Origin of the sequence: Burkholderia sp. AU27893, from assembly GCF_002223205.1 — a bacterium.
In the GTDB taxonomy this organism is placed as follows: Bacteria; Pseudomonadota; Gammaproteobacteria; order Burkholderiales; family Burkholderiaceae; genus Burkholderia.
The window spans coordinates 2315716-2339427 of record NZ_NKFD01000004.1 but is presented as its reverse complement, the minus strand read 5'-3'; the positions used below and the strand labels follow the sequence as shown (position 1 = coordinate 2339427).

At 67.2% G+C, this 23712-nt stretch carries 23 protein-coding genes; 7 read left to right on the top strand and 16 right to left on the bottom strand.

The window, feature by feature from the left end:
• The first annotated feature begins 109 nt into the window (after positions 1-109).
• Both CFB47_RS30350 and CFB47_RS30345 read left to right on the top strand, forming a co-directional pair.
• Positions 110-922 carry a hypothetical protein gene (locus tag CFB47_RS30350; RefSeq protein WP_089463223.1) on the top strand — a complete coding sequence of 271 codons (813 nt, stop codon included), beginning with the start codon at positions 110-112 and terminating at the stop codon, positions 920-922.
• A gap of 74 nt (positions 923-996) precedes the next feature.
• Positions 997-1164, top strand: a complete 168-nt coding sequence (locus CFB47_RS30345) for a helix-turn-helix domain-containing protein (protein ID WP_256946771.1) — start codon at positions 997-999, stop codon at positions 1162-1164.
• Positions 1165-1472: 308 nt separating this feature from the next.
• Here CFB47_RS30345 and glmS read toward each other — a convergent pair whose 3' ends face one another.
• Entirely contained in the window at positions 1473-3302 is a 1830-nt protein-coding gene (gene glmS, locus CFB47_RS30340) for a glutamine--fructose-6-phosphate transaminase (isomerizing) (protein WP_089463222.1), read from the bottom strand.
• 156 nt (positions 3303-3458) lie between these two features.
• Here glmS and CFB47_RS30335 point away from each other — a divergent pair, with 156 nt between their 5' ends.
• Complete coding sequence (locus CFB47_RS30335) at positions 3459-3950, top strand: Lrp/AsnC family transcriptional regulator (protein ID WP_089463221.1); 492 nt, start codon at positions 3459-3461, stop codon at positions 3948-3950.
• A gap of 59 nt (positions 3951-4009) precedes the next feature.
• On the opposite strand, the gene panB is transcribed toward CFB47_RS30335, so the two are convergent.
• Positions 4010-4867 carry a 3-methyl-2-oxobutanoate hydroxymethyltransferase gene (gene panB, locus CFB47_RS30330; protein WP_089463220.1) on the bottom strand — a complete coding sequence of 286 codons (858 nt, stop codon included), beginning with the start codon at positions 4865-4867 and terminating at the stop codon, positions 4010-4012.
• 77 nt (positions 4868-4944) lie between these two features.
• Between panB and CFB47_RS30325 the strand changes: the two genes are divergently transcribed.
• Entirely contained in the window at positions 4945-5763 is an 819-nt protein-coding gene (locus tag CFB47_RS30325; protein ID WP_089463219.1) for a helix-turn-helix domain-containing protein, read from the top strand.
• 19 nt (positions 5764-5782) lie between these two features.
• Here CFB47_RS30325 and CFB47_RS30320 read toward each other — a convergent pair whose 3' ends face one another.
• Positions 5783-6316, bottom strand: coding sequence for a methylated-DNA--[protein]-cysteine S-methyltransferase (locus tag CFB47_RS30320; RefSeq protein ID WP_089463218.1), 534 nt, complete (start codon positions 6314-6316; stop codon positions 5783-5785).
• A complete protein-coding gene (locus CFB47_RS30315; protein ID WP_089463217.1) occupies positions 6313-7797 on the bottom strand; it encodes a bifunctional transcriptional activator/DNA repair enzyme AdaA in 1485 nt (494 codons plus the stop codon). Before CFB47_RS30315 ends, CFB47_RS30320 begins: the two co-directional genes overlap by 4 nt.
• 321 nt (positions 7798-8118) lie before the next feature.
• Between CFB47_RS30315 and CFB47_RS30310 the strand changes: the two genes are divergently transcribed.
• Positions 8119-9411 (top strand): MFS transporter, encoded by a 1293-nt coding sequence (locus tag CFB47_RS30310; RefSeq protein WP_089443395.1) that lies wholly within the window; start codon positions 8119-8121, stop codon positions 9409-9411.
• 78 nt (positions 9412-9489) lie between these two features.
• Here the strand turns inward: CFB47_RS30310 and CFB47_RS30305 are convergent, their stop codons facing one another.
• Positions 9490-10593 (bottom strand): LacI family DNA-binding transcriptional regulator, encoded by a 1104-nt coding sequence (locus CFB47_RS30305; protein WP_089457553.1) that lies wholly within the window; start codon positions 10591-10593, stop codon positions 9490-9492.
• A gap of 82 nt (positions 10594-10675) precedes the next feature.
• Here CFB47_RS30305 and CFB47_RS30300 point away from each other — a divergent pair, with 82 nt between their 5' ends.
• The gene (locus CFB47_RS30300; protein ID WP_069250721.1) at positions 10676-11512 is read left to right on the top strand and encodes an NAD(P)-dependent oxidoreductase; all 837 of its coding nucleotides are present in this window, start codon (positions 10676-10678) and stop codon (positions 11510-11512) included.
• A gap of 19 nt (positions 11513-11531) precedes the next feature.
• Here CFB47_RS30300 and CFB47_RS30295 read toward each other — a convergent pair whose 3' ends face one another.
• The 3 genes from CFB47_RS30295 to CFB47_RS30285 all read right to left on the bottom strand — a co-directional run bounded on the left by CFB47_RS30295 (position 11532) and on the right by CFB47_RS30285 (position 13337).
• Entirely contained in the window at positions 11532-11852 is a 321-nt protein-coding gene (locus CFB47_RS30295; RefSeq protein WP_089463595.1) for a DUF1330 domain-containing protein, read from the bottom strand.
• Between the two features lie 211 nt (positions 11853-12063).
• The gene (locus CFB47_RS30290) at positions 12064-12762 is read right to left on the bottom strand and encodes a hypothetical protein (RefSeq protein WP_089463216.1); all 699 of its coding nucleotides are present in this window, start codon (positions 12760-12762) and stop codon (positions 12064-12066) included.
• Positions 12763-12866: 104 nt separating this feature from the next.
• Positions 12867-13337: a MerR family transcriptional regulator gene (locus CFB47_RS30285; protein WP_089463215.1), complete on the bottom strand. Its 471-nt coding sequence runs from the start codon at positions 13335-13337 to the stop codon at positions 12867-12869.
• A gap of 77 nt (positions 13338-13414) precedes the next feature.
• Between CFB47_RS30285 and CFB47_RS30280 the strand changes: the two genes are divergently transcribed.
• A complete protein-coding gene (locus CFB47_RS30280) occupies positions 13415-14659 on the top strand; it encodes an NADH:flavin oxidoreductase/NADH oxidase family protein (protein WP_089463214.1) in 1245 nt (414 codons plus the stop codon).
• A gap of 170 nt (positions 14660-14829) precedes the next feature.
• On the opposite strand, the gene CFB47_RS30275 is transcribed toward CFB47_RS30280, so the two are convergent.
• The 8 genes from CFB47_RS30275 to CFB47_RS30240 all read right to left on the bottom strand — a co-directional run bounded on the left by CFB47_RS30275 (position 14830) and on the right by CFB47_RS30240 (position 23223).
• Positions 14830-16947 carry a TonB-dependent siderophore receptor gene (locus CFB47_RS30275; RefSeq protein ID WP_089463213.1) on the bottom strand — a complete coding sequence of 706 codons (2118 nt, stop codon included), beginning with the start codon at positions 16945-16947 and terminating at the stop codon, positions 14830-14832.
• 53 nt (positions 16948-17000) lie between these two features.
• Positions 17001-19115: a TonB-dependent receptor domain-containing protein gene (locus CFB47_RS30270; protein WP_089463212.1), complete on the bottom strand. Its 2115-nt coding sequence runs from the start codon at positions 19113-19115 to the stop codon at positions 17001-17003.
• A gap of 174 nt (positions 19116-19289) precedes the next feature.
• Positions 19290-19733: a DUF2946 domain-containing protein gene (locus CFB47_RS30265; RefSeq protein ID WP_105749923.1), complete on the bottom strand. Its 444-nt coding sequence runs from the start codon at positions 19731-19733 to the stop codon at positions 19290-19292.
• On the bottom strand, positions 19711-21180 hold the full coding sequence (locus tag CFB47_RS30260; RefSeq protein WP_089463211.1) for a PepSY domain-containing protein: 1470 nt from the start codon (positions 21178-21180) through the stop codon (positions 19711-19713). The genes CFB47_RS30265 and CFB47_RS30260 overlap by 23 nt, the downstream gene beginning before the upstream one ends.
• A 242-nt stretch (positions 21181-21422) precedes the next feature.
• Entirely contained in the window at positions 21423-21908 is a 486-nt protein-coding gene (locus tag CFB47_RS30255) for a hypothetical protein (protein WP_089463593.1), read from the bottom strand.
• Positions 21909-22011: 103 nt separating this feature from the next.
• Positions 22012-22557, bottom strand: coding sequence for a hypothetical protein (locus tag CFB47_RS30250; RefSeq protein WP_089443330.1), 546 nt, complete (start codon positions 22555-22557; stop codon positions 22012-22014).
• Positions 22554-22805 carry a hypothetical protein gene (locus CFB47_RS30245; protein WP_089463210.1) on the bottom strand — a complete coding sequence of 84 codons (252 nt, stop codon included), beginning with the start codon at positions 22803-22805 and terminating at the stop codon, positions 22554-22556. The genes CFB47_RS30250 and CFB47_RS30245 overlap by 4 nt, the downstream gene beginning before the upstream one ends.
• Before the next feature lie 94 nt (positions 22806-22899).
• Positions 22900-23223 (bottom strand): DNA-binding protein, encoded by a 324-nt coding sequence (locus CFB47_RS30240; protein WP_089443328.1) that lies wholly within the window; start codon positions 23221-23223, stop codon positions 22900-22902.
• Between the last annotated feature and the right edge of the window lie 489 nt (positions 23224-23712).

Below are 23712 nucleotides of genomic sequence, written 5' to 3'. Positions count from 1 at the left end.
TGATGGGTCGCGCAGGCGATCGGTGAATACGAACAGTTGGACCGTTACCGATCGTTTGATCCTGCCGATTTCATCGTCGACCGATTCGCCAGAAAATCAGGAGTGTGTCGTGTTTCACCGGAGATCCATGTTGGGCTGTCGGAGTATCGCGTGCGTCGTCGCCGTGGCGATCATGCTGGCCCCGGTCGCGGCGCGTGCAGCGGCCGACAATATCAATGAAACGGCGAGCGTCGCGCCGGCCGTTTCGGCCAACACGTCGCTTACGCGGCCGATCGTCGGCGACGATCCGGTTGCGATTCGGGAAGCACTGGAGAAGCTGCACGTCAAAAGCGCGTCCCCGTCCCTGAGCGAGCGCGTCCGCGGCCTGATCCCCGGCGTGGCCGACAAGCATGGCCAGGACGCCGACCTGACCGCGGTCAACCTGGATCGTGAGGTCACTTTCCTGGTGCCGGTGTCGTACGGGCTGCGATATCAGTCGCAGAAGCATCTGTTGAAGGTGAACGTCGACCTGGTCGACCCCGACGGCGAAGGCCGGACAGGCATCCTGCTCAGAAAGGTCATTACCGGGCCGCGAGGGCGAGGGCTGGTGATCGCACCCGAGGCGAAGGCAAAAGGCTATATCCAGCAGATCGACATCATCGAACTCGATCCCGGAAAAGGCGGGAAGTCCACCGTGCGCGGCAGCGTGAAGCTGTCACCCGCTGCGTACGCGCAAGCGCAGGGCGGGTTCGCGTTCGCTCTTTCCGGGCGCCTGGTCCGGCCGTATCTGACCGAACACATCGAGCACGCCGAGCCGAACAACGACGAGCCGACCGACATCACGACGAGGACGTCGAGGTTGCATCTGGATATCGAATCCATTTCGCTCGTGAGTCGGGCGAGTGGGGCGGTGTTGTTGAAGAAGCTGAGTTTCTCGAAGTAGTGGGTTGCTTGCGCGAGGTTTTGCGCCGTTGAAGGGGTGCCGCAACGGAACATTTCGGGCGCGCGGGGTTGAGCGTGCGCACGCTGCAGCAGCGTTTTTCCAGCGATGTGGGCGTGATGCCGAAGCGGGTGATCTGTCGATACCGGTTGCATGAGTCCATCGGTTGGCTCGCCGGCGGCGAGCCGGTTGATCTCGCGGAACTGGCTCATGCCCGCTCGGGTATCTTGATCAGGCTCGCTTGACGCGCGATATCCGCAAGCTGGCGGGGGAAGATTCGGGCGGAGACGTGGGCTCAGCGGCCAAGCGGGCCAGAACACCTCTGGGAGTCATCGTAACCTATTGATTTATAAAGATTGGCCGTTTGTGGTACAAAAAACAGACCTCTACGGCCAATGCTCAACTACCTGCCACTCTCGGACAAGCTGCTCGTCAGCTATCGACTCGTCTACCGTGTCCGAGGAGTTCTGTCGGACGAAATCCGAGGCTTTGAAATGTGCCGGAGGTATGTACAGGAAAACCCAGGGACCTTAGGCCCCGGATAGGTCCACCCTCACTCCACCGTCACCGATTTCGCCAGATTCCTTGGCTTATCGATATCCGTCCCTCGCGCCAGCGCAGCGTGATACGCGAGCAGTTGCATCGGCACCGTATGCAGAATCGGCGAAAGCGGCCCGTAGTACTCGTTGAGTCGAATCACCTCGATCCCTTCACTCGGCACGAGTCCGCAGTCCACATCCGCGAACACAAAAAGCCGCCCATTCCGCGCACTGACCTCATGCATGTTCGACCGGAGCTTTTCAAGCAGCATGTCATTGGGCGCAACCGCAATCACCGGCATTTCGTTACTCACCAGCGCCAGCGGCCCATGCTTCAGCTCTCCGGCGGGATAAGCCTCCGCGTGAATATACGAAATCTCCTTCATCTTCAGCGCGCCTTCGAGCGCGATCGGATAATGCATCCCGCGCCCGAGAAACAGCATGTTGTCGCGCCGTGCGAGCAGTTCCGACCAGGCCATGATCTGCGGTTCGAGCGCGAGCACTTTCGACATCGCATCGGGCAGATGCCGCAGCGCACGCAGATGCTCCTTCTCCTCGTCGTCGCTCAACCGCCCGCGCACCTGCGCCAGCGACAACGTCAGCAGAAACAACGCAACGAGCTGCGTCGTAAAGGCCTTCGTCGAAGCCACCCCGATTTCGACGCCCGCACGCGTGACGAACTGCAGCGCACATTCACGCATCAACGCGCTCGTCGCGACGTTGCAGATCGCGAGCGTATGCATCATCCCGCTGCGCTTCGCGACATGCACCGCCCCGAGCACATCAGCCGTCTCGCCACTCTGCGACACCGCGACAACGAGCGTGCGCGGATTCGGCACACTGTCGCGATACCGAAACTCGCTGGCGATTTCCACGCTGGCCGGCAACTTGGCGATGCTCTCGATCCAGTACTTCGCCGTGAGGGCCGCGTGATAACTACCGCCACACGCGAGCAACAACACCGAATCGACGTCGTTGAAAACCCGCCAAGCGCCATCACCAAACGACTCCGGCATGATCGATGAAACATCGAGCAACGTATCGGCCACCGCTTGCGGCTGCTCGAAGATCTCCTTCTGCATGTAGTAGCGATACGACCCGAGATCGGCTGCACCGCTATGCGCGGCGACCCGCTGCACGGCGCGCTCGACACGCTGGCCGGCCGCATCGACGATCCAGTAGCGATGCAACTGGATATCGGCAACATCGCCGTTCTCGAGGTAAGCGATGCGATCGGTAATGCCCGACAGCGCAATCGCATCCGACGCCAGAAAATTCTCGCCTTCGCCGACGCCAACCACGAGCGGCATGCCATCACGCGCACCGACGATCCGGTGCGGCTCGTCGCGGCACATCACCGCGATCGCATAGCTGCCGCGCAGTCGCGCGACCGCGCGCCGGACCGCATCGAACAGGTCGCCGTCGTAAAGATGATCGATCAGGTGCGCGATCGCCTCGCTGTCGGTCTGGCTCGCGAACACGTAGCCATGCGCCTGCAATTCCGCGCGCAGTTGATCGCAGTTCTCGATGATCCCGTTATGCGACAGCGCGATGCGCGCATTGGCGTCGCTCGGGGAGAAGTGCGGATGCGCGTTGAGCGTGACGGGCGCGCCGTGCGTGGCCCAGCGCGTATGCGCGATGCCGGTGTAACCCGACAGCGCCTGTTCGGCGATCTCGCGCTGCAGGTTGGCCACGCGGTCGACGCTGCGGGCGCGCGCCAGCGCCCGGTCGCGGTAGACCACGACGCCGCACGAATCGTAGCCGCGGTATTCGAGCCGCTTCAGGCCGTCGACCAGGTTCGGCAGGATGTCCCGCTGGGCAACCGCCCCGACAATTCCACACATATCGCGCTCCGTAAATGTCCTGTCTGGATCAGTGAGAGCGATGGTAGGGCGAGCCAAATGGAATTAAATTTCAAAATACGACAAAAAATGAAACAGATGGCAGATCGTCTATCATATTGAAATTAAATTTCACGCCCTGACCGGAAGGAGCCGCCGATGGCCGGCATTACCCTCGACGATCTCGACCTGCGCATCCTCGCAATCCTGCAGGACGACGCGTCGGTATCGAACCTGCAACTGGCCGAGCGCGCGCTGTCGTCGCCGCCCACCTGCATGCGCCGCGTGCGCCGGCTGACGGAGGCCGGCGTGATCCGCAGGCAGGTCGCGGTGCTCGATCCGGTGGCGATCGGCACGGCCGTCACCGCGCTGATCGAGATCAGCCTCGACCGGCAGACGGCCGAAGACTACGACGCGTTCGAAACGTACGTATGCGCGGAGCCGGCCGTCACGCAGTGCTATCGCGTGTCGCCGGGGCCGGATTTCGTGGTGGTGGCCGATCTGGCCGACGTCGCCGAATACGACGAATTCGCGCGACGGCTGTTCACCGGCGCATCGAACGTCCGCAACGTGCGGACGTTCTTCTCGACGCATCGCGCGAAGTTCGAAGCGAACGCGCGAGTCACGCACGCGATGCGCAAGCGCGCGTGAGGTGATCGCGCGATCATCCGCGATGCGTTCGCGAATGCCTGCGCGACGTCATCACGTCATCACGCAGCCGCGTCAGCCGCGCCCACGAGTTGCAGCGGCTTGCCATACCCGAAGCAATGCGCCGGCTCCGGAAACACACGCTGCCGCACGTCGTGCGCGTACTGACGCATCGCATCGCGCATCACCGCATTCGCATCGGCATAGCGCTTCACGAAGCGCGGCGTGTACGCATCGAATGCGCCGATCATGTCCTCGGTCACGAGCACCTGTCCGTCGCACGCGGGCGATGCGCCGATGCCGATCGTCGGGATCGTCAGCGTGTCGGTGATATGGCGCGCGAGCGCTTCGGCCGTCCCTTCGATGACGACGCTGAACGCGCCGGCCCGTTCGGCCGAACACGCGGCATCGAACACCTGCGCGGCCGAGCGCGGGTCCATCCCCTGCGCGCGGAAGCCGCCGGTCGCGTTGGCTTGCTGCGGCATGAGGCCGACGTGCGCCATCACCGGAATGCCACGCTCGGTCAGGAAGCGGATCGTGTCGCCCATCTCGCTGCCGCCTTCGAGCTTCACGGCTTGCGCGCCGGTTTCGGCGAGCAGACGCGCGGCGGAGCGATACGCCTGCGCGGGCGATTCCTGGTACGTCGAGAACGGCAGATCGACGACGACGCATGCCTGCGCGGCGCCGCGGACGACGGCCGCGCCGTGTGCAATCATCATGTCGAGCGTGACGCGCAGCGTATCGGGCATCCCGTACAGCACCATGCCGACGGAGTCGCCGACGATGATCACGTCGGCCACCTCGTCGACGAGCTTCGCCATCGGCGCGGAATACGCGGTCAGCGACACGAGGCTGCCGATGCCCTTGGTCGAACGGATCGCGGTGACGGTCTTGCGGGTGGTGCGGGTATGAGCGCTCATGAACGGAAGCCGTGTGAAGGAAGAGCTGCCACGGTAGCATCACGCTCGTTCGTTCAATGACCTTCGGAGGACGTCTTATGGTGCTGGCGGGACAATCGGGTGACCCTTACGCGGTGCCGCCGATGGCACGCCTGCCGAGGCCGCTGTATGTGCGCGCGTTCGGGATTCCCGGCAACGTGAGCATCGACGCGCACAGTCATCCGTGGGCGCAGCTGATGTATGCGACGAGCGGGGTGCTCGAGGTGTCGACGCCGTCGGGCCGGCACCTGCTGCCGCCGCACTATGCGATGTGGATTCCGCCGCACGTGCCGCATGCGGTGTCGACGCGCGATTGCGTCGCGTTCCACAGCCTGTATCTCGATGCGGCGATCGCGCGCGACGACGTGCACGACGATTGCGCGATCCTCTGCATGACGCCGCTGCTGCGCGAGCTGGTGCTCGCGACGGCCGAATTGCCGGTGAACTACGACGAGGCGGGGCCGGACGGTGCGCTCGTTTGCCTGATCGCCGACCGGATCGCACGGATGCGGCAGGCGCCGCTGACGGTGCCGCTGCCGCGCGATCCGCGTCTGCTGAAAATCGCGCGCGCGTTGCATGCGTATCCGGGCGATACGCGCAATCTCGACGAATGGGGCCATCAGGTCGGCGCGACGCGACGCACGCTGTCGCGGCTGTTCCGGCAGGACACGGGGCTGTCGTTTACCGAATGGCGGCAGGCGGTGCGGCTGCTGGCGGCGCTGCCGCTGCTCGATGCGGGCGAGCCGATCGGCGCGGTGGCCGCGCAACTGGGCTACGACTCGACGTCGTCGTTCATCGCGCTGTTCCAGGCGAAATTCCAGCTGACGCCCGGCGCGTATGCGAAGCGTGAGGCGCGCCGGCCCGTGCTGAACGCGTGATGCGGCGGCACGTCGACATTCAAAACGCGAGCGCCTGCTGTACCGGATGGTGGGCGCCGCGCTCGAACCCCGCGCCTTCGAGCGACAGCAGCGCGCGCTTGCGATCGATGCCGCCCGCATAGCCGGTGAGGCTGCCCGATGCGCCGACCACGCGATGGCACGGCACCATGATCGACACCGGGTTGCGGCCGACAGCACCGCCCACGGCGCGCGCGCCGCTCATCGGCAACCCGACGCGCTCGGTGATGTCGCCGTATGTGACGAGTTCGCCGAACGGAATCGCGAGCAGTTCCTTCCATACCCGTCGTTGAAACGCGGTGCCTCGCAGGTGAATCGGCACCGAGAACGTCTCGCGCGTGCCGGTGAAGTACTCGGCGACTTCTTCCGCGACCTTGCGCGCGAGCGGCGACATCGCGAGCGCGTCTGGCTCGGTCACGATCGCAACCGGCGGGAAGTATTTCTGGCCGACGAAGTAGAGGCCCGTCAGCGCATCGTCCTCGATGCGCACGGCGATGTCGCCCAGCGGGCTCGGAATCAGGTGAGCGGGAGTCATCGCAACACATCTCCATGAAGGCGCCACACGTGCAGTGCGGCATACGCGCGCCACGGCGCCCAGCGCGCCGCATGCGGCGCGGATGATGGCACACGGGCGCGTTCGCTGCGCGCGGGCAGCCACGCATCGTCGGCCGGGAACGCATTCGGCCAGGCCATCGCGCGCATCGCGACGTACTGCACCGCGTGCTCGTCGAAACCGGGCAGCGCGCGCAATGCGTCAAGCGTCGTGTCGAGCGGCGCCATCGGTTCGAGTGAGAGCGTGCCGTCGTCGACGGCGCGGGCGAGCGACACGATCGCCCGTGCGGGTTCGCGTGCGATGCCGATCGTTTCAAGCGCGGAAGGCGGCAGGGTGGCCAGCGTCGCGGCGGAGGGCAGCGCGTGCGTGAGGCTTGGCGGCGCGCCTTCGATCGATGTACCGAAGCGCTCGGCGATGCGCGCCAGCACCGGCGCGCCCGCATGCGTCGCCGCAAGCCGTTCGCCTGCAATCGCACGGATCGCAATCTCGACACCGTCGAACGCGCCGGGGACACGCAGGCCCGGCGAGCCGCTCGCGAGTTCGCCGAGATGCGCGTCGATCACGTCAGGGCGGCTGTCGAGATCGAACAGCCGCCGCACACGCGCGAGCACGGCCGGCACGACCGGCGTCAACGAGGGCGACACGGTGACGGCCAGCGCGAAGCGCTGCGGCACGTGCGCGACGGACAGCCAGCCGGCTACGCGCCCGTTGTCGGCGGTGGTGTTCCCGTGCCGATTCGGCAATTCAACGACTCGCGCATAACCCTGCGCATCGATCCGCTCGACACCGGCGATCTGCCGCTGCGCGAGAAAGCGCATCAGGTCGCCCCAGGCGAATGGCGGGCGATACGGCAGCGGAAACGTCATGTCGCCGTCGGCCGACGCGCGGGCTCCTTTGCGCAGCCTCAACGGATTGAGGCCATAACGCTGAAGGAACAGATCGTTGAAGCGCCGCACGCTGCCGAACCCGGCCGTCGACGCAACGACGGCCACCGGCAGCGCGGTGTCGGTCAGCAAGCGCTTGGCCATCAGCAACCTGTGCGTCTGCGCGAATTCGACTGGCGACACGCCGATCTGCGCACCGAAGATCCTGCGCAGGTGCCGTTCGGTCACGCCGACGCGCCGTGCGAGCGCATCGACGGAATGCGCGTTCAGGAAACCGTCCTCGATCAGCGTGGCGGCTGCGTCGGCGAGCGTCCCCGACAGGTCGAGCAGCCCGTGGCCGGGCGCGAGTTCGGGGCGGCAGCGCATGCAGGGTCGAAAGCCGGCTTTCTCGGCGGCCGCGGCGCTCGGGTAGTAGCTGCAGTTCTGCGCCTTCGGCGGCTTCACCGGGCAGACGGGGCGGCAATACACGCCCGTCGTCGCGACGCCGACGAAGAACCAGCCGTCGAAGCGGCGGTTCCGCGAAAGCAGGGCGTCGTAGCAGGAATCGGGATCGAGGCGCATGGGACGACTGTAAACCATCCCGGCCCCCGATTCTGGCTGGAATCGGACATGTGTCTCGGCGGCCATCCTCACGCGCGCTCGTCAGGAAAATCCGGGAAAAACGGTTAATGCCATGTAGTGAAACAGTCGTCTCTTTTGCCGAGACTAATTTGAGATGACTCATCGAAATCCCCGACTGACAGGGCATGGGCGCGCGTCCTATTCTTTGAAAAACGTTTTCCAGATTGATCGGCGGAATCGGCCGTGCGCGACAGGCGCGCCGCCGTCCGCCCCGGCGCCGGTCGCCGGTCAACGAACATAGTGCGGCGCGACGGGCGCGGCCGCGCCTCGGAGACATTCATGCAATCTGCCGTCGTCGGCGCCGTGCGCGCTGTCGCCAGCCGCTACCGCTGGACCGTCTGTGCGCTGCTGTTTTTTGCGACCGTCATCAACTACATGGATCGGCAGATCCTCGGCCTGCTTGCGCCGATGCTCCAGCACGACATCGGCTGGAGCCAGGTGCAGTACGGCCGTATCGTGATGGCGTTTTCCGCGTTCTATGCGCTGGGCCTGCTCGGCTTCGGGCGCATCGTCGACCGGCTCGGCACGCGCATTTCATACGCGCTGGCGATGCTGGTGTGGAGCATCGCCGCGATGCTGCACGCGGCGGTCGGCTCGGTGATGGGCTTCGCGTTCGTGCGCGCGCTGCTCGGGATCGGCGAGGGCGGCAACTTCCCGGCCGCGATCAAGACGACGGCCGAATGGTTCCCGCGCCGCGAACGCGCGCTCGCCACCGGCATCTTCAACTCGGGCGCGAACATCGGCGCGGTGTTCGCACCGGCGATCATCCCGGCGATCGCGGTGGCCTACGGCTGGCGCGCCGCGTTCGTGATCGTCGGTGCGATCGGCATCGTGTGGCTCGCGGTGTGGCTCGTGCTCTATCGCCAGGCCGATACGCGCGCGCTCGCCGCGGAATACGACGAGCCGCGCGACGAAGCGGAAGCGCTCGACGCGGCGAACGCGAACGCCGGCGCGCCGCGCTGGGGCGAACTGATCCGCAAGCGCGAGACGTGGGCGTTCCTGATCGGCAAGTTCCTGACCGACCCGGTGTGGTGGTTCTACCTGTTCTGGCTGCCGAAGTGGCTGAACGAATCGCGCGGGATGGACATGCAGCACATCGGCCTGCCGCTCGTCTGCATCTATGCGCTGACGACGGTCGGCAGTATCGGCGGCGGCTGGCTGTCGTCGATGCTGCTGCGTGCGGGCTGGAGCGTGAACGGCGCGCGCAAGACGGCGATGCTGATCTGCGCCTGCTGCGTGCTGCCGATCGCGTTCGTGTCGCAGGTGCAGAGCCTGTGGGCCGCGGTGCTGATCGTCGGCCTCGCCGCCGCCGCGCACCAGGGCTGGTCGGCGAACCTGTTCACGACGGCATCCGACCTGTTTCCGCGCCGTGCGGTGGCATCGGTGGTCGGCATCGGCGGGATGGCCGGTTCGATCGGGGGCGTGCTGTTCTCGGAAGTGATCGGCCAGGTGCTGCAGCGCACGGGCCACTACTGGGTGCTGTTCGCGATCGGCGCGTCGGCCTACCTGATCGCGTTGGGCGTGATGCACATGCTCACGCCGAAGATGAAGCCTGCGCAGCTCGACGCATGAGTGCGTGATTGCGTGTCGACAAACGAACGCGCCGCCCTTGGGCGGCGCGTTTTCTTTTGCAGGCGCGAAACAGGGAACTCAGCCGGCCGCGGCCGTCGACGCGCGCATGATCAGCCGCGGCTCGAACGTCGAATAGCTCGCATCGGTGCGGCCCGCGAGCGCATCGATCAGCTTCTGCATCGCGAGCTCGCCCATGTTCTCGCTCTGGATGTCGACGGTGGTCAGCGCGGGCGCCGCGTATTCGCCGTACGGCACGTTGTCGATGCCGGCGACCGACACGTCCTGCGGCAGCCGGAAACCGAGCGACGCGGCCTCCTTCATGAAGCCGAGCGCGATCAGGTCGTTGTAGCAGATCACGGCTTGCGGGCGCTGCGGCCCGAGCATCACGCGCGAACACGCACGCTCGCCGGCTTCGGCGGTCGGCGCATGCGCATCGTGCACGTCGAGCGTGAGCCCGGCTTCCGCGAGACAGTCGCGCGCGCCCTGGATCCGTTCGTCGTTCACGCGTGCCGTGCCGAAGCCGAGATACGCGATGCGCGTGTGGCCGAGATTGAGCAGATGGCGCGCGAGCATGTAGGTCGACAGCCGGTTGTCGATGCCGACGCTCGGAATCGGCAGGCCGGGGCTGCGACGCAGCAGCACGAGCGGCTTGTTGAGATCGAGCATCCAGCCGGCTTCGTCATCCGGCATCCGCGTGCTGACGATCAGCCCGTCGACGCGTTGCGCGAGCGCTTCGATCAGCGAACGTTCGCGCGCCTGGCTCTCCTCGGTATCGACGAGCAGCAGCGTGTAGTCGTGCTGCAGCGCGACGCGGTTCGCGCCTTTCACGACGTTCGTGAAGTGCGGGTTGCTGATGTCGAGGATCACGAGGCCGATCGTGCGCGTGCGGCCGGTGATCATCGAGCGCGCGAGCGGGTTCGAACGGTAGCCGAGCCGCTCGATCGCCTCCTTGAGCCGTGCCTCGACGGTCGGCGAGAAACGCTGCGTGCCGTTCACGTACTTCGATACCGTCGCGACCGACACGCCGGCTTCCGCCGCCACGTCGCGGATCGTCGGGGAAACTTTTTTCATTCGAAGGGTAACGTTTTCGTTCCGTAAGGCCGGATTGTGGCAGAAAAAGAGCACGCGCGGCCACGCGCCGATATCGGGAAAGTGCGGATAGATGCGACCGGGTTCGGCCATTGACGTTCGGCAGTGCGCCCGCGTATAGTTGGAAAACGTTTTCCGATTCAGTCAGATTTCAGGTCAGATTCAAGGAGAGTCAATGAACGCCTCATCCACCGGCGCGCGCAAACCGTTCGGGCGCCTGCTGCTGACGGGCGCGGCCGGCAACCTCGGCCGCCAGTTGCGCGGCGCGCTCGCCGACTGGGCCGACGTCGTGCGCGTCAGCGACATCGCGACGCTCGGCGACGCGGCCGCGCACGAAGAAACCCGCGTCGTCGACCTGGCCGACCGGGCCGCGGTGATGCAGCTCGTCGACGGCGTGGACGCGATCGTCCACCTCGGCGGCATTTCGGTCGATGCGCCGTTCGACGATCTCGTCGGCGCGAACATCACCGGCACGTACAACCTGTACGAAGCCGCGCGCAAGCACGGCGTGAAGCGCGTCGTGTTCGCGAGCTCGAACCATGCGATCGGCTTCCACCCGGTCACGGAAGTGCTCGACGCCGATTCGCCGCTGCGCCCCGACAGCCTGTACGGCGTGACGAAGTGCTTCGGCGAATCGCTGTCGCGCTATTACTTCGACCGCTTCGGGATCGAAACCGTATGCCTGCGGATCGGCTCATCGTTCGAAGTGCCAAAGAATCCGCGCATGCTCGTGACGTTCCTCAGCTATCGCGACTTCATCGAGCTCGTGCGCTGCTCGCTGCTGACGAACCGCGTCGGGCACGCGATCGTGTACGGCGCGTCGGACAACCCGGTGAAGTGGTGGGACAACACGAAGGCCGGTTTCCTCGGCTTCCGCCCGCGCGACAGCTCCGAGCAGTTTGCCGGGCTGTTCCCGGTGACGGCGCCGACCGCCGACTACGACGATCCCGCGCAGCGGTTCCAGGGCGGCGGGTTCGTCGTCGGCGAGCCGATGGAGCGCAACGCGTCGTAAGCGTCGCCGGCGTCGCGCCTCAGCGCAGGATGTCGGTCGCCTTGTGCCGCGCGTCGACGCCGTCGATCAGGATCAGCGGGCCGCTCGCGTGCCGCGCGCGCAGCGGCTGGATCTGCCGGTATGCATCCGATTCGTACCACGCGCGCGCCGTGTCGAGATCGGGAAACGCGATCGCGATCAGGTCGCCGCGCCACACGCCTTCGCGTACGTCCGGCCGCGCGCCGTGAATCACGAAATGTCCGTTGAAAGGCGCAAGCGTGCCGTCGATGCGTTCGAGGTATTCGACGATGTCGTCGCACATCTCGACGTCGTGCAGGTGGGCGATGGCGTAGGCGGTCATGGCGGGCTCCTCGATGTGATGCGGTTCGTGCATCGATGGAGCCATGATCGCGGCGCGGGCGGCGCGCGTCGATTACCTGCGACGTAAGCGAATCCGCGCGGACGAGAAAGGGGGCATGCGCGTGCCGGCAGACACACCGCTCGTGTGGCGCGGCGGCGTTCGCGCATACCGCTCACTTGAATGCATCGTCAGCCAGAGCGCGGCGTCGCCGTCAACGCGTTTTGCTGCAAGCCGGATCGCTACCTCGTCGCTCGGCGGAATCACACCAGTAATCCGGCCGCCACGCTTCGAACGTGACCGCTTTCGCCGAATTGGCGCGCGTGACGCGCACCGGGTCGGCTTTCAGCGCATCGCCGTTCGGATCGTCGTTGAAGCGCCAGTTCCGGAACACCTCGCGATGGAACACCCACGTGCGATGCGCAGTGTCGTAGCGAAACGTGACACGGTCGCGCCAGTGGTCATGGCCTGCGAACACGCCCTGTTCGACCGTGAACGTGCGCGGTTCGATCGTCAGCGCGTTCTCGGCGACGCCATCCAGATACGGGTCACCCATCCCGCCTTCGTCGGCCTTCATGATCACGGCATCGTTGCGCGCCGCGAGCCGGTAGTGCCCATCCTTGTCCGGCAGGAAGATCATCAGCGGACGCAGCGACGCCTTGCGCATCGAGTCGTCGGGCTGATGCGCGACGACCACATAGCCGATGCGGACGCCGTCGGTCAGTCGCCCTGACGCGGCATCCATCGCTTCGTAGCCGGCCGGCAGCTGCGCGACGATGTCTGCCGGAAGCTCGGGGGCGGTGGGGCACGCGAACGACGCAGGCGTATCGGCGCACGTCCTGGCGCAAGCGCTGCCGATGCCGAACGTCAGCAGTGCGGCGACGAGGAATCCTGTGGTGCGGGGGATCGTCATGCGGATCGGGTCTTGAAGTCGCGCCGCGAAAGCCGGCGCGCGCGCGTCGACTCGTCTTGCCGCCGCGCTGGTTGAGGTTTTTTCAGGTGACGCAGTGTAACCAGTCATGCACGCTTGCGCGTCGGCCGCGGGACCGGCGCGGGCACCGGTGCCGACGCCGGCGCTTCGTCGGCCTGCGCGCTCAGCCGGTCGAGCATCCGTTGCGCGGTTTCCGCGCAGTCCTCGCCCTCCGGCTTGTTTTCGATCTCGTCGATCAGCACCTCCAGTTGTTGCCGGTTCTGCGCGAGACGCCGTTCGAGCAGCACGATTTCGTCGACCTTGTGCCGCAGCGCCACCAGCAGCTCGTCGCGCGGCCACGCGCCGAGATCGGGCGGACACACCGCGCGGATCTCGTCGAGCGCGAAACCCGCGCGCTGCGCGCGGTCGATGATCGCGAGCCGCATCAACGCTTCCGACCCGTATTCCCGATAGCCATTGGCCTGCCGACGGGCCGGTTCGAGCAGCCCGCTCGCCTCGTAGAAGCGGATGCGGGACGCCGCGAGGCCGCTCGCCTTCGCCAGTTCGCCGATTTTCATGCAGTGCTCCAAAAGGGCTTGACCTTAAAGTTGACTTTAAAGTTATCGTTGGGCATCGTCAATCGAGGGTGTCCTCCATGAACCTGTTTACACCGCTGACACTGCCCAACGGGGCGGTGATTCCGAACCGTCTGGCCAAGGCCGCGATGGAAGAGAACATGGCCGATGCGAACCACGCACCGTCCGACGCGTTGCTGCGCCTGTACCAGGCGTGGGCCGACGGCCAGGTCGGCCTGATCCTGACCGGCAACGTGATGGTGGACGGCCGCGCGATGACGGGGCCGAACGGCGTCGTGCTCGAGAGCGATGCGCATCTCGAGCGCTTTCGCCGCTGGGCGCAGGTGGCGCGCTCGGGCGGCGCGCACGTGTGGATGCAGATCAATCACCCGGGGCGCCAGATGCAGGCGGCGCTCGGCCAGACGACGCTCGCGCCGTCGGCCGTGCCGCTCGCGCTCGGTGCGCTGTCGAAGCAGTTCCCGATGCCGAAGGAGATGACGCCGGCCGATATCGCCGACGTGCAGCGCCGCTTCGTGCGCGCCGCGCAACTCGCGGAGCAGAGCGGCTTCACCGGCGTGGAGATTCATGCGGCGCACGGCTATCTGCTGAGCCAGTTCCTGTCGCCGCTGACGAACCGCCGGCAGGACCAGTGGGGCGGCAGCATCGAGAATCGCGCACGCCTGCTGCTCGACATCGTGCGGGACGTGCGCGCGACGGTGTCGCCGGCATTCGCGGTCGCGGTCAAGCTGAACTCGGCCGATTTCCAGCGCGGCGGCTTCAGCGCGGACGAGGCGAAGCGCGTGGTCGAACTGCTGAATCCGCTCGGCGTCGATCTCGTCGAACTGTCGGGCGGCAGCTATGAAGTGCCGGCGATGCAGGGCGAGGCGCGCGACGGGCGCACGCTGGCCCGCGAAGCGTATTTCCTCGAATTCGCGCGCGACATCACGGCGGTCGCGCGGATGCCGCTGATGGTCACGGGCGGCATCCGGCGTCGCGTGGTGGCCGAGCAGGTGGTCGACAGCGGCGTGGCGATGGTCGGCATCGCGACCGCGCTGTCGATCGAGCCGAACCTGCCGCGCGACTGGCGGGCCGGCAAGGACACCGCACCGGTGCTGGAACCGATCCGCTGGAAGAACAAGGCGCTGGGCGCGCTGGCCAACATGGCCGTCGTCAAGTTCCAGCTCACGCGGCTGAGCGCTGGCCGGCGCACGCACCCGCAGGTGTCGCCGCTGCGCGCGCTGGTCAGGCAGCAACTGGCCGCGCAGTGCCAGACGCGGCGCTACCGGAAATGGATGGCGGGGCGTGCGGCGGGCACGCGGGCGTGACGTGCGGTCATGCGGCCCGGCGAGGGATTCGTCGGGCCGCTGCTTTGCGGATCCAGGGCGTTCATGCGGTTGCGTGAGTGGCCGCGCATTCGCGGTGAGGTCGCGATGAGGCCGCGATGAATGCCCCCGCCGCAGGGCATGCGCACGGGCGGCGGGTGCGGCGCACCGCATCAGAACCGGTAGTTGGCCACCACTTCGAGCCGCCGATCGTTGCCGAGCAGGTACTGCGTCTCGTTGTAGTACGCGGACTGCACGAAGCGCCGGTTGAACACGTTGTACGCGCGCGCGGTGATCGTCGTGTCCTTGCGCGGCTTCCACGCGAGGCCGAGGTCGACCGTGGTGTACGACGGCATCACGAGCTGGTTCGTGGTGTCGGCGAAGCGCTTGCCGACGTACTTGACGCCCGCGATGCCCGTCCAGTCCGGGGCGAAGCGCCAGCTCACCCACAGGTTCGCGAGCCGCTGCGGCACCGATACCGGCACGTTGCCCGCACGCGACACCGTCGTGCCGCCGGACGTCTGCTGGAAGTCGTCGTATTTCGCGCGCAGGATCGACACGTTCGCGTCGACGCGCCAGTCCTTCGCGATCTCCGCGCCGACCGTCGCCTCGAGCCCGCGCGACGACTGCTGGCCGATCTGGATCGACTGGTTCGGGTTCAGCGGATCGGCGGTCAGCAGATTGCTCTTGACGATCCGGTACGCGGCGAGCGTCCATTCCGCCTTGCCGTCGAGGAACGACTGCTTCACGCCGATCTCGATCTGCCGGCCGGTCGCGAGCGTGAAGTTCGCCTTCGACGCGTTCAGCGACAGCAGCGAGCTGATCGGATCGGCCGCGACCGAGTACTGGCCGTACACGGCGAGGCCGGGTTGCACGTCGTACACGGTGCCGATGCGCCAGCCCGTGTTCGCGAACACCTTCGTGAACGCGCCGCCGTTCACGAGATCGTCGCGGTTCACGCTTGCGTGGTCGTAGCGCAGCCCGCCGATCACCGACCAGCGCGGCGTGATTTCAAGCCGGTTCTCGGCGAACAGCGCGTACTGGTTCGCCTGGCTGCGGTACTTCGGATAGGTGCCCGCCGTGTTGATGAAGCTGCCCGGATCGAAGTTGAACGGATCGACCGTCGACGTGCCCGAATACGGCGAGTTGTTGTCGTGCTGGAACGTCGTGTGATTGAACTCGACGCCCGTCGAGAACGTGTTGCGCATGCCGAGCAGCGCGGTGGTGACGGTGGCCGCCGTCACGTTGCCGTACTGTTCCTGGTCGTGGAAGATTTCCGTGAAGCTGCTGCGCCGCACTTGCGCGGTCGACTGCAGGTACGTGTAGTACTCGGCGTCCTTCCAGTGACGGTTGCTCTTCATCCGGTAGAGCGTGCTCGTCACGTTCAGGCTGTCGCTCGGCTGCCAGTTCGCCGCTATTGTCGCCCAGCTGTCGCGGAACGCGATGTCGCTGTCGCCGACGTTGTAGTTCTTCTTGTCGAGCGCGCGATCGCGCGCGCCGTTCACGAGCGGCACGCCGAAATACTGCATCGGGTGCTGGAAGCCCTGCGCATACGACGCCGTCACGTACAGGTCAGCGCTCACGTCGTAGCGCAGCGCACCGGAGATCGACAGGTTGCGCGAATTGCCGCGGTCGACCCAGTTCGACGAACGGTTGCCGCTGATGTCGAAACGATACGACAGCGTGTCGTTGATCGCGCCGCCGCTGCCGAACGCGACCCGCGCCGTGCCCTCGGTGCCGCCGCCAACTTGCAGTTCGTTCTGGATCGCGCCGCGCGTCGGCTTCTTCGGCACGATGTTGACGACCCCGCCGATCGCGCCTTCGCCGTAGATCACCGACGCCGGGCCGCGCAGCACGTCGATATGGTCGACCGACCACGTGTCGAACGGAAACGTGATGCCGATCGCGCCGTACGGGCGCACGCCGTCATAGAGCTGCGTGACCGACGACGCACCGACGAAGCCGCGCGCGCCGAGCTCCGAGCCGCCGTTGCCCGGATGCGGCGACGCGCTGATGCCGGCGGCGCGGCTCACCGCGTCGACGATCGCGCTGTCGCCGCGCGTGTCGAGCGTCTTGCGATCGATCTGCTCGACGCTCGCGGGCGTTTCGAGCGAGGTCAAGCCGAGACGGCTGCCGGTGTCGAGCGGCTGCGTGAGCGGTGTCGCCTTCTGGGCGCTGACGCGAATCGGTGCGAGCGTGGCGCCGGCGCTCGCGGCATCGCTTTCCTGTGCCTGGCCCGTGGGCGAGAAGGCCGCGAGGACGGCGGCGGGCAGCATCAATCTGAACTTCATGTTTCGAGATCCTTTGAATCTATTCAATGCGGTGTTGCTTGTCAGGCCGGGCATCAGAACGCGTACCGCATGCCGGCGAACACGCTGCGCCCTTCGCCCGGATAGAAGATCGCGGTATTCGCGGTGCGCGCATTCGCGACCGTGCTGATGTCGCTCACATAGCGCTTGTTGGTCAGGTTGCGCGCGTCCACGAACAGCGAGAGGCCATTGCGGAAGTCGTAGCCGGCCTGCAGCCCGAGCAGCGTGTAGCTCGGCACGCGCAGCGTATTCGCATCGTCGGCCCACGCGCCCGACGGCACCCAGTCGAGCGTCGCCGCGATGTGGAAGCCGCTCGGCCGCGCGTAGCCCAGCGTCGCGCGCAGCACGTTCAGCGGCACGCCCGCGATCCGGTTGTTGCCGTACTGCGGATCGTTCTTGAAGCGGAAGTCGTTCAGGTTCCAGATGCCCGACAGCGTGACCTTGTCGCCCGCGCCGCGCCCGGTGACGTTGCGCAGCAACTCGACCGACGCGCCGGCCTCGATCCCTTGCAGCACCGTCTTGTTCGCGTTGAACGTCGACGCCGGCACGTCCGGGTTCGTCGTGTACTGCAGCAGCTGGTCGCGCACGAGCGAGCGATAGGCGGTCACGTCCCAGCTCACGCGCTCGCGCGCGCCGCGCGTGCCGAACTCGATCGTCCACGCGTGCTGCGCCGCGAGCGGCGTGAAGCGCGTCGTGTTCGAGAAGGTCTGCGTGAGGTCGGTGAAGTCGGGCACGTCCTGACTGCGCGTGACGTCGACGTAGGCCTGGGTGTGCGCGTCCGGCTGCCACAGCAGCCCGAGCTTCGGATTGACGCCGCTGTAGCTCGCGTTCGTCGACTTGTAGTTCGGGTCACGCGGCAGCCCGCCGTTGTCGATGTACTCGCGCACCGAGTGCAGCACCTTCACGCCTGTCATCAGCGCGACGGTCGGCACGAAGAACAGCCGGTTCTCGACATACGCCTCGTAGTTGAACGCCGTCTGCGTCGAATCGAGCGTCTGCGCGCCCTTGTTGCCGTTGACGTTCACGTACTGGTTCGCCTGTGTGCGGCCGCCGAAGAAGCGCGCACCGACGATCAGGTCGTTGCGCATCCCGCCGAGCGTCAGGTGGCCCGTGTAGCGAGGCGCGAAGCCGTAGGTCCAGCCGTCCTGGTCGAGTGCCTGGAAGATCGGGTGATAGAGGCTCTTGTGGATCGCCCAAGTGTCGAACTGCAGCTCGCCCGAATCGAGCTTCACCGTCGTGCGGTTCGCGATCCGCTCGGTGCGCGTGTTGCGCGCCTGGTCGCCCGAGATCGCGTTCGGCGCGGCCTTGGTCGGATTGTTCAGCGCATCGGACAACGACAGCGTGCCGGGCAGCAACTGGTCGACGACGTACACGCCGACGTAGAAGCGCGTCTCGACCGTCGGGCTGAACCGGTAGCCGACGTTCGCGTTGAACTGCTCGTATTGCCCCTTCGAATGATCGCGATAGCCGTCCGCGTGATTGACGCTGAAGTTCGCGAGGAAATCGAGCGGGCCGAGCACGCGCGAGATCTGTGCGCTGGTGCGCACCGTGCCGTAGCTGCCGCCTTCCACGCGCACGATGTTCGGCGCGTCGGCGGTATGAGCGGTCGGCGTGATGAAGTCGATCGCGCCGCCGAGTGTCGACGCCCCATACGCGAGGCCGTTGCCGCCCTTGTAGACCTGCACCGCCTGCAGTGCGAGCGGATCGATCTGGTAGTAGTCGCCGCTGCCGTCCGCGAGGTTGGTCGGGATGCCGTCCTGCAGGATCTCGAGGCCGCGCGTGTGGTACGAGCGGGCGATGCCCGAGCCGCGAATCGACAGCCGCAGTTCCTGGCCGTAGCGGTTCTCGACGAACACGCCGGGCACGTCCTTCAGCACGTCGCGCAGCGTGAACGCGTAGGTATTCCGGTAGCTGTCGGCATCGACGAAGCCCACCGAGCCGACCGTCTGCTCGAGCGTGCGCTTCAGCTTGCCGGTCGATTGCGATGTCAGCGAGTCCATCTCGCGGGTTGCGTTGACGTTGATCGCGGGCAGCGTCGACGCGGCCGGTGCATCGGTGGGCGCGTCGGCGCCTTGCGCGCAGGCGGCCGACGCGAAGAGCACGGAGATCGCGCCGGACAGCGCGGCGGCAATACGGGTCGAGGTAAACATGTCGTTGTACGTAGGGTGATGGTGACGATGATGAGACGGACACGATGCGCGCCATGCACGGCACCGGCCGCCGCGCGTGGTCACTCGCGTGGGTTCGGCATCGGGCACCGGCAGGGCGGGCAGGCGAAGCGGGGCGGCGCCGCGCGGCATACGGCGGCGCGGTCGCGAGGTGCGTCAGGCGCGGGCGGAAGGCGGCCCGCGCGCGGCGAGCGCGTAGCGCTTCGGCAGGTGGCAGGCAGAGGGGATCAGCGGCGCGGGCGGCGCATGCCGCACGGCCGGGGAAGCGGAGAGCAACACCGCGGACTGCAGCGGCGGATGGCCGGCGAGCAGGCCGCAATAGCCGCAGCGGTCGAAATGCTTGCCGGATGGAGAATCGGACAGCGAATCGGAAGACGCTTTCGGTTCCGCGTGCGCCACGAGCGTGTTGCCGGTCGCCGAGCAGATCGGTGCGGCCGGCAGGCCGTCATCGGCTGCGGCAGCGCGCAGTTGCGAGATCAGCGGCGCGACGAGCGCGAGCACGAGCGCGAACAGCCCGAGCCACGCGGTGGCCCGGGCTTGTCGCGTCGGCGCGCCGCGTATGCCGGCGCGCGATGAATCAGGCCGCTGCGCGTGCCGCACGGCCGAACAGCAGACGGTCGATCAACCAGACCGCGACGATCGTCGCACCCATCAGCGGGAACACGACGCCGAGCAGCACGAGCCCCGCGATCCAGCCGCGCATCGGCGGCGCGCCGCGCTCGCGCGACGGCGCGCCCAACTTGCGAGCCGGGCGGCGCTTCCACCACATCACGGTGCCCGTGACGGCCATCGCGGCCAGCCCGAGCGACAGCACCGCGCAGACGATCTGGTTCGCGAGCCCGAAATAGCGGCCCATGTGCAGCGACGTGCCGTACGACACGGCGCGCGATACCGCGCCGTAGTCGTCGTAGCGGATGTCCTTCAGCACGGCCCCGCTGTACTGGTCGAGGTAAATCGTCCGCTCGGCTTTCGGGTCGTCCGGGAAGTACGACGCGGTGAACACGCCGTCCGCGCCGGACGGCAGCGCGAGCGTGTAGCCGCTCGTCACGCCGAGACCCGCGACGATCGCGATCGCGCGGGCCAGCGGCAGCGGTGCCGGTGCCGGTGTCGGCGCCGACGGCGAATGCGGGACGGGCACGTTGCCGACCGCCCACGGCGTTTGCGGCAACGGCAGGTCGTCCATCACCATCCCTGGCATCGACTCGCCGGAGTCGTGGTGATGGCCGGCCGGCGCGGCAGCCTGGGCAGGTGCGGGCGCCGCGGCGGCGCCGGGGCGCGTCGAGCGTACCGATCCGCCGCCCCATGCGCCTTCCGGCGCGCCGAGGTTCACGGTCGCGGCCAGCGCCTTGAAGTTCTTGCCCCACGAGCCCGACCACGGCAGCCCCGTCAGGATGAACGCGATCGTGCCGGCCGCGAGCCAGATGCCGGCGGTTGCGTGGAGGTTTTTCCACAGCGGCCGGCCGCGCAGCGACAGGTCGGGGCGCAGCGCCTGCCCGACGCGCGTCGCGCCGCGCGGCCACCACAGCGCGATGCCGGTGCCGATCATCACGAAGGTCCAGCACGCGGCGAGCTCCATCAGCAACTCGCCCGTCTTGCCGAGCAGCAGCTTGCGATGCAGCATCCGGTCGATCTGCATGAAGCGGTTCTCGACGCTCAGCGTGCCGAGCACGCTGCCGTCGTACGGGTTCACGTACACGCTCTCGCGGCTGCCGTCGCGCAGCCGGAACACGTATTCGGCGCTGCGGTCCGGCGCGGTCGAGACCTGCACGGACACCGGCGTCGCGCCGGCCGGCATCGCGGTGCGCGCGCTCGCGAGCAGTGAGTCGGCATCGAGCCGCGGCGTGGCGCGCGGCTCGACGACGAGCCGGTGCGGATACAGCAGCGGCTCGATCTGCGGCTGGAAGCAATAGAGCGTGCCGGTGATCGCGAGGACCACCAGGAACGGCATGACGAACAGGCCGGCATAGAAGTGCCAGCGCCAGAGCGTCCGGTAGCCGGCGTGGGCGGATTGGGCGGGCGAGATCGCCCGTTCGACGGTGGTCGACATGGTGTCAGCTCCTCGGGTTCGTTGAGCGGCCACGCCGGCACGGGCCGGCGGGCGTCAACGCGCGTTGCGCCCGCCTGCACGCATCGACGAAACGGGCGGCGCGGCGCCATGCGCGGAAGCGGTGCATGACGGCGTCGCCCGCGCGAGGCGGGCAGGCGGGTGAACGCTTGAATCAGGTCGTGTGAGACGAACGGCATGCAGGCCCGCGCACGTCGACGTGCACGAGCCGCGGGGCGGAACCGTCAGCAGAACAGCGGAGGGGCGCGGGAGGGTGGGCGATCGTCGAAGATCGATCGCACGACGGGAATACGGTCGAAGTAAACCCGGAAGCGCCGTGGCGCGGCGGCGGGAAACAGCAGCACCAGCAGCACGAACGACGCGAGCGCGGTGAACAGCGCGGCGCCGAATGCGCACAGGCTGTCGCCGCTGCCGGACGACGCCGTGTTGTCGGCATGCCCGTCATGCTTGAGCGCATCGGCGAGCGCGAGCGCGTCGTTGGCCGGTGTGATCGGCGCGCCGGCATCGAAACGGGCCGCCAGCGCGGCCACGTTGACGATCAGCGGGCCGCGGCCCGAACACAGCACCACCGAGCCCGCATCCGGACCGTCCGGATCGAGCATCACGGCGCCCGACATCAGCGCGCGGGACAGCAGCGTCACGAGGAGGAACCCCCACAGAAGCTGTCGCGCGACGCCTTGGCGGAGCAGGAAGCGGCGAAGTGCGTTCATGGCGCGCGATTGTACCTCCGTTTGCGGGGCGAGGCCGTCCGCCACGCTGATGCACGGCATCAGCCCGGCGCGCTGCCGGAAGTGGACGAAAGCACGCGGGCGGCTATTCGGCGCCGAACGATTCGCTGCCGGGCGGCAGGTTCGCCGGGCCATACGACCAGGTGCCGTCGGCGCGGGCGGTCAGCACGTTGCCCGAGCGCCGGTCGTACAGATGCCACTGTTCGTCGGCCGGATCGTCGCCGTACGGCCAGGTCGTCAGCTTGCCGCCGAGGTCGAAATCGAACGTCCACGAACCCGGCTGGGCACCGGGCGTGACCGACTGCAGGATCTGCCCGTCGAGCCGTTGCGCGGCGGCCGCGATGTCGCCGGATCGGGATTCGCTGTGCGCGAGCTCGTGGCCGTCGAGCGCGATCGACCAATGGCAGTAGCAGATCCACAGATGCCCGTTGCCGGCCACCGTCACGTGCCGCGACGCGAGCCTGTCCCGTGCCGTCGCGGACAGGCCGGGCGAGCCGGCGAGCGGCTCCCGCACATGCAGCGCGGGTTGCCCGAATTCGAACGTGAGAAAGCTGCCCTGGCCTTTCGTCACGGACCAGGCAGGGGTTTCGCAGATGGCCGGCCAGATCCGGTCGAAATCGACAGCGTTCACGGCGTGCGTCTCACATCGGCGAAACCGGCTTCGGCCTCGGCTTCAGTCTCGGCGTCGTCGGCGCTGCCGTCAGCGTCGGCCATCGAATCGGACAGGTCGGCCGGCGACACGCGCCGCATCGTCCGCTCGACGTCGCGATCGTCGCGGCGATCGTTCGGGTCGAGCGGCTTCTGCGCGTCGCGGCCGTCGTGTTTCACGAACGCGCCGAGTGCGCTGGCCAGTCGGGATCGCCGGTTCCTGGGGATCATGCGGCGAGGTCATCGGGCATGCGTGTGCCGCGAATCGGGGAAGGGCCGCCGCAGCCATGCGTGACGCCCGCGGCAGCCGATGCAGTGCGCCGGCTCAGGCCGGATACGCATCGTCGACTTTCAGGTTCGCGAGCCGGAACAGCGTGCGCAGCGTCTGCGGATGAATGTCGCGGTGCGCGGCGAGCGACGTCAGCATGAAGTCGAGCACCTTCGCGTAGCGGAGCAGCACGAGGCAGCGCGCGAGATCGGGCGTGCGGCCGCGCATGTCCTCGGCGAGTTGAACCATTTCGGTGGACAGCGAGCGTGCCATCTCGAGTTCCATCTGCTGTTTTTCGGTCCAGTCGGGCAACGGCTGTTCGAGCACCTTCGCGAGAAAGAGCTGGAACGACGTGTCGGACGAATTGGGCAGTGCATCCATGAAGGGCCTCGTTACTTGCTCGGATCGTTCGGGCGTATCCGCTGGATGCGCCCGAGGTGGGTTCGTGTCCGCGCGGTGATCGGCGCGGTGGTTACCTGAACGGGATGCAGGTTTCGTACCAGCGGCGCGAGACGATTGTTGAGTATTGTTGAGCCGCGACGCGACGCGGGCCGCGAGTCCCGCCGGTATTGGGGGGCGGAGGGGACCGAGGAGGCGGTCTACCGGCGCGGCGCGATGCAAATCGAGTCCGCGGAGCGGCTCGCCGACGCGAAATGCTTCACGGATGTAACGTAACGCCGGGATAAATTGCGTGGCGCGTTCCCCGGCCATCTGACGAAACGGGCCGGCCCGCGCGTGCCGCCTGCGCCTGTCAAGCGTGCGGCCCGGTGGAAGCGGCAGGACAGGACGTCCGCCATGCTCGGCGAAAGCTGTCGGCGAATGTGACGGGTGTTTCAAATCCGAGACGGATTTACTCGTGGCGACGCGGTT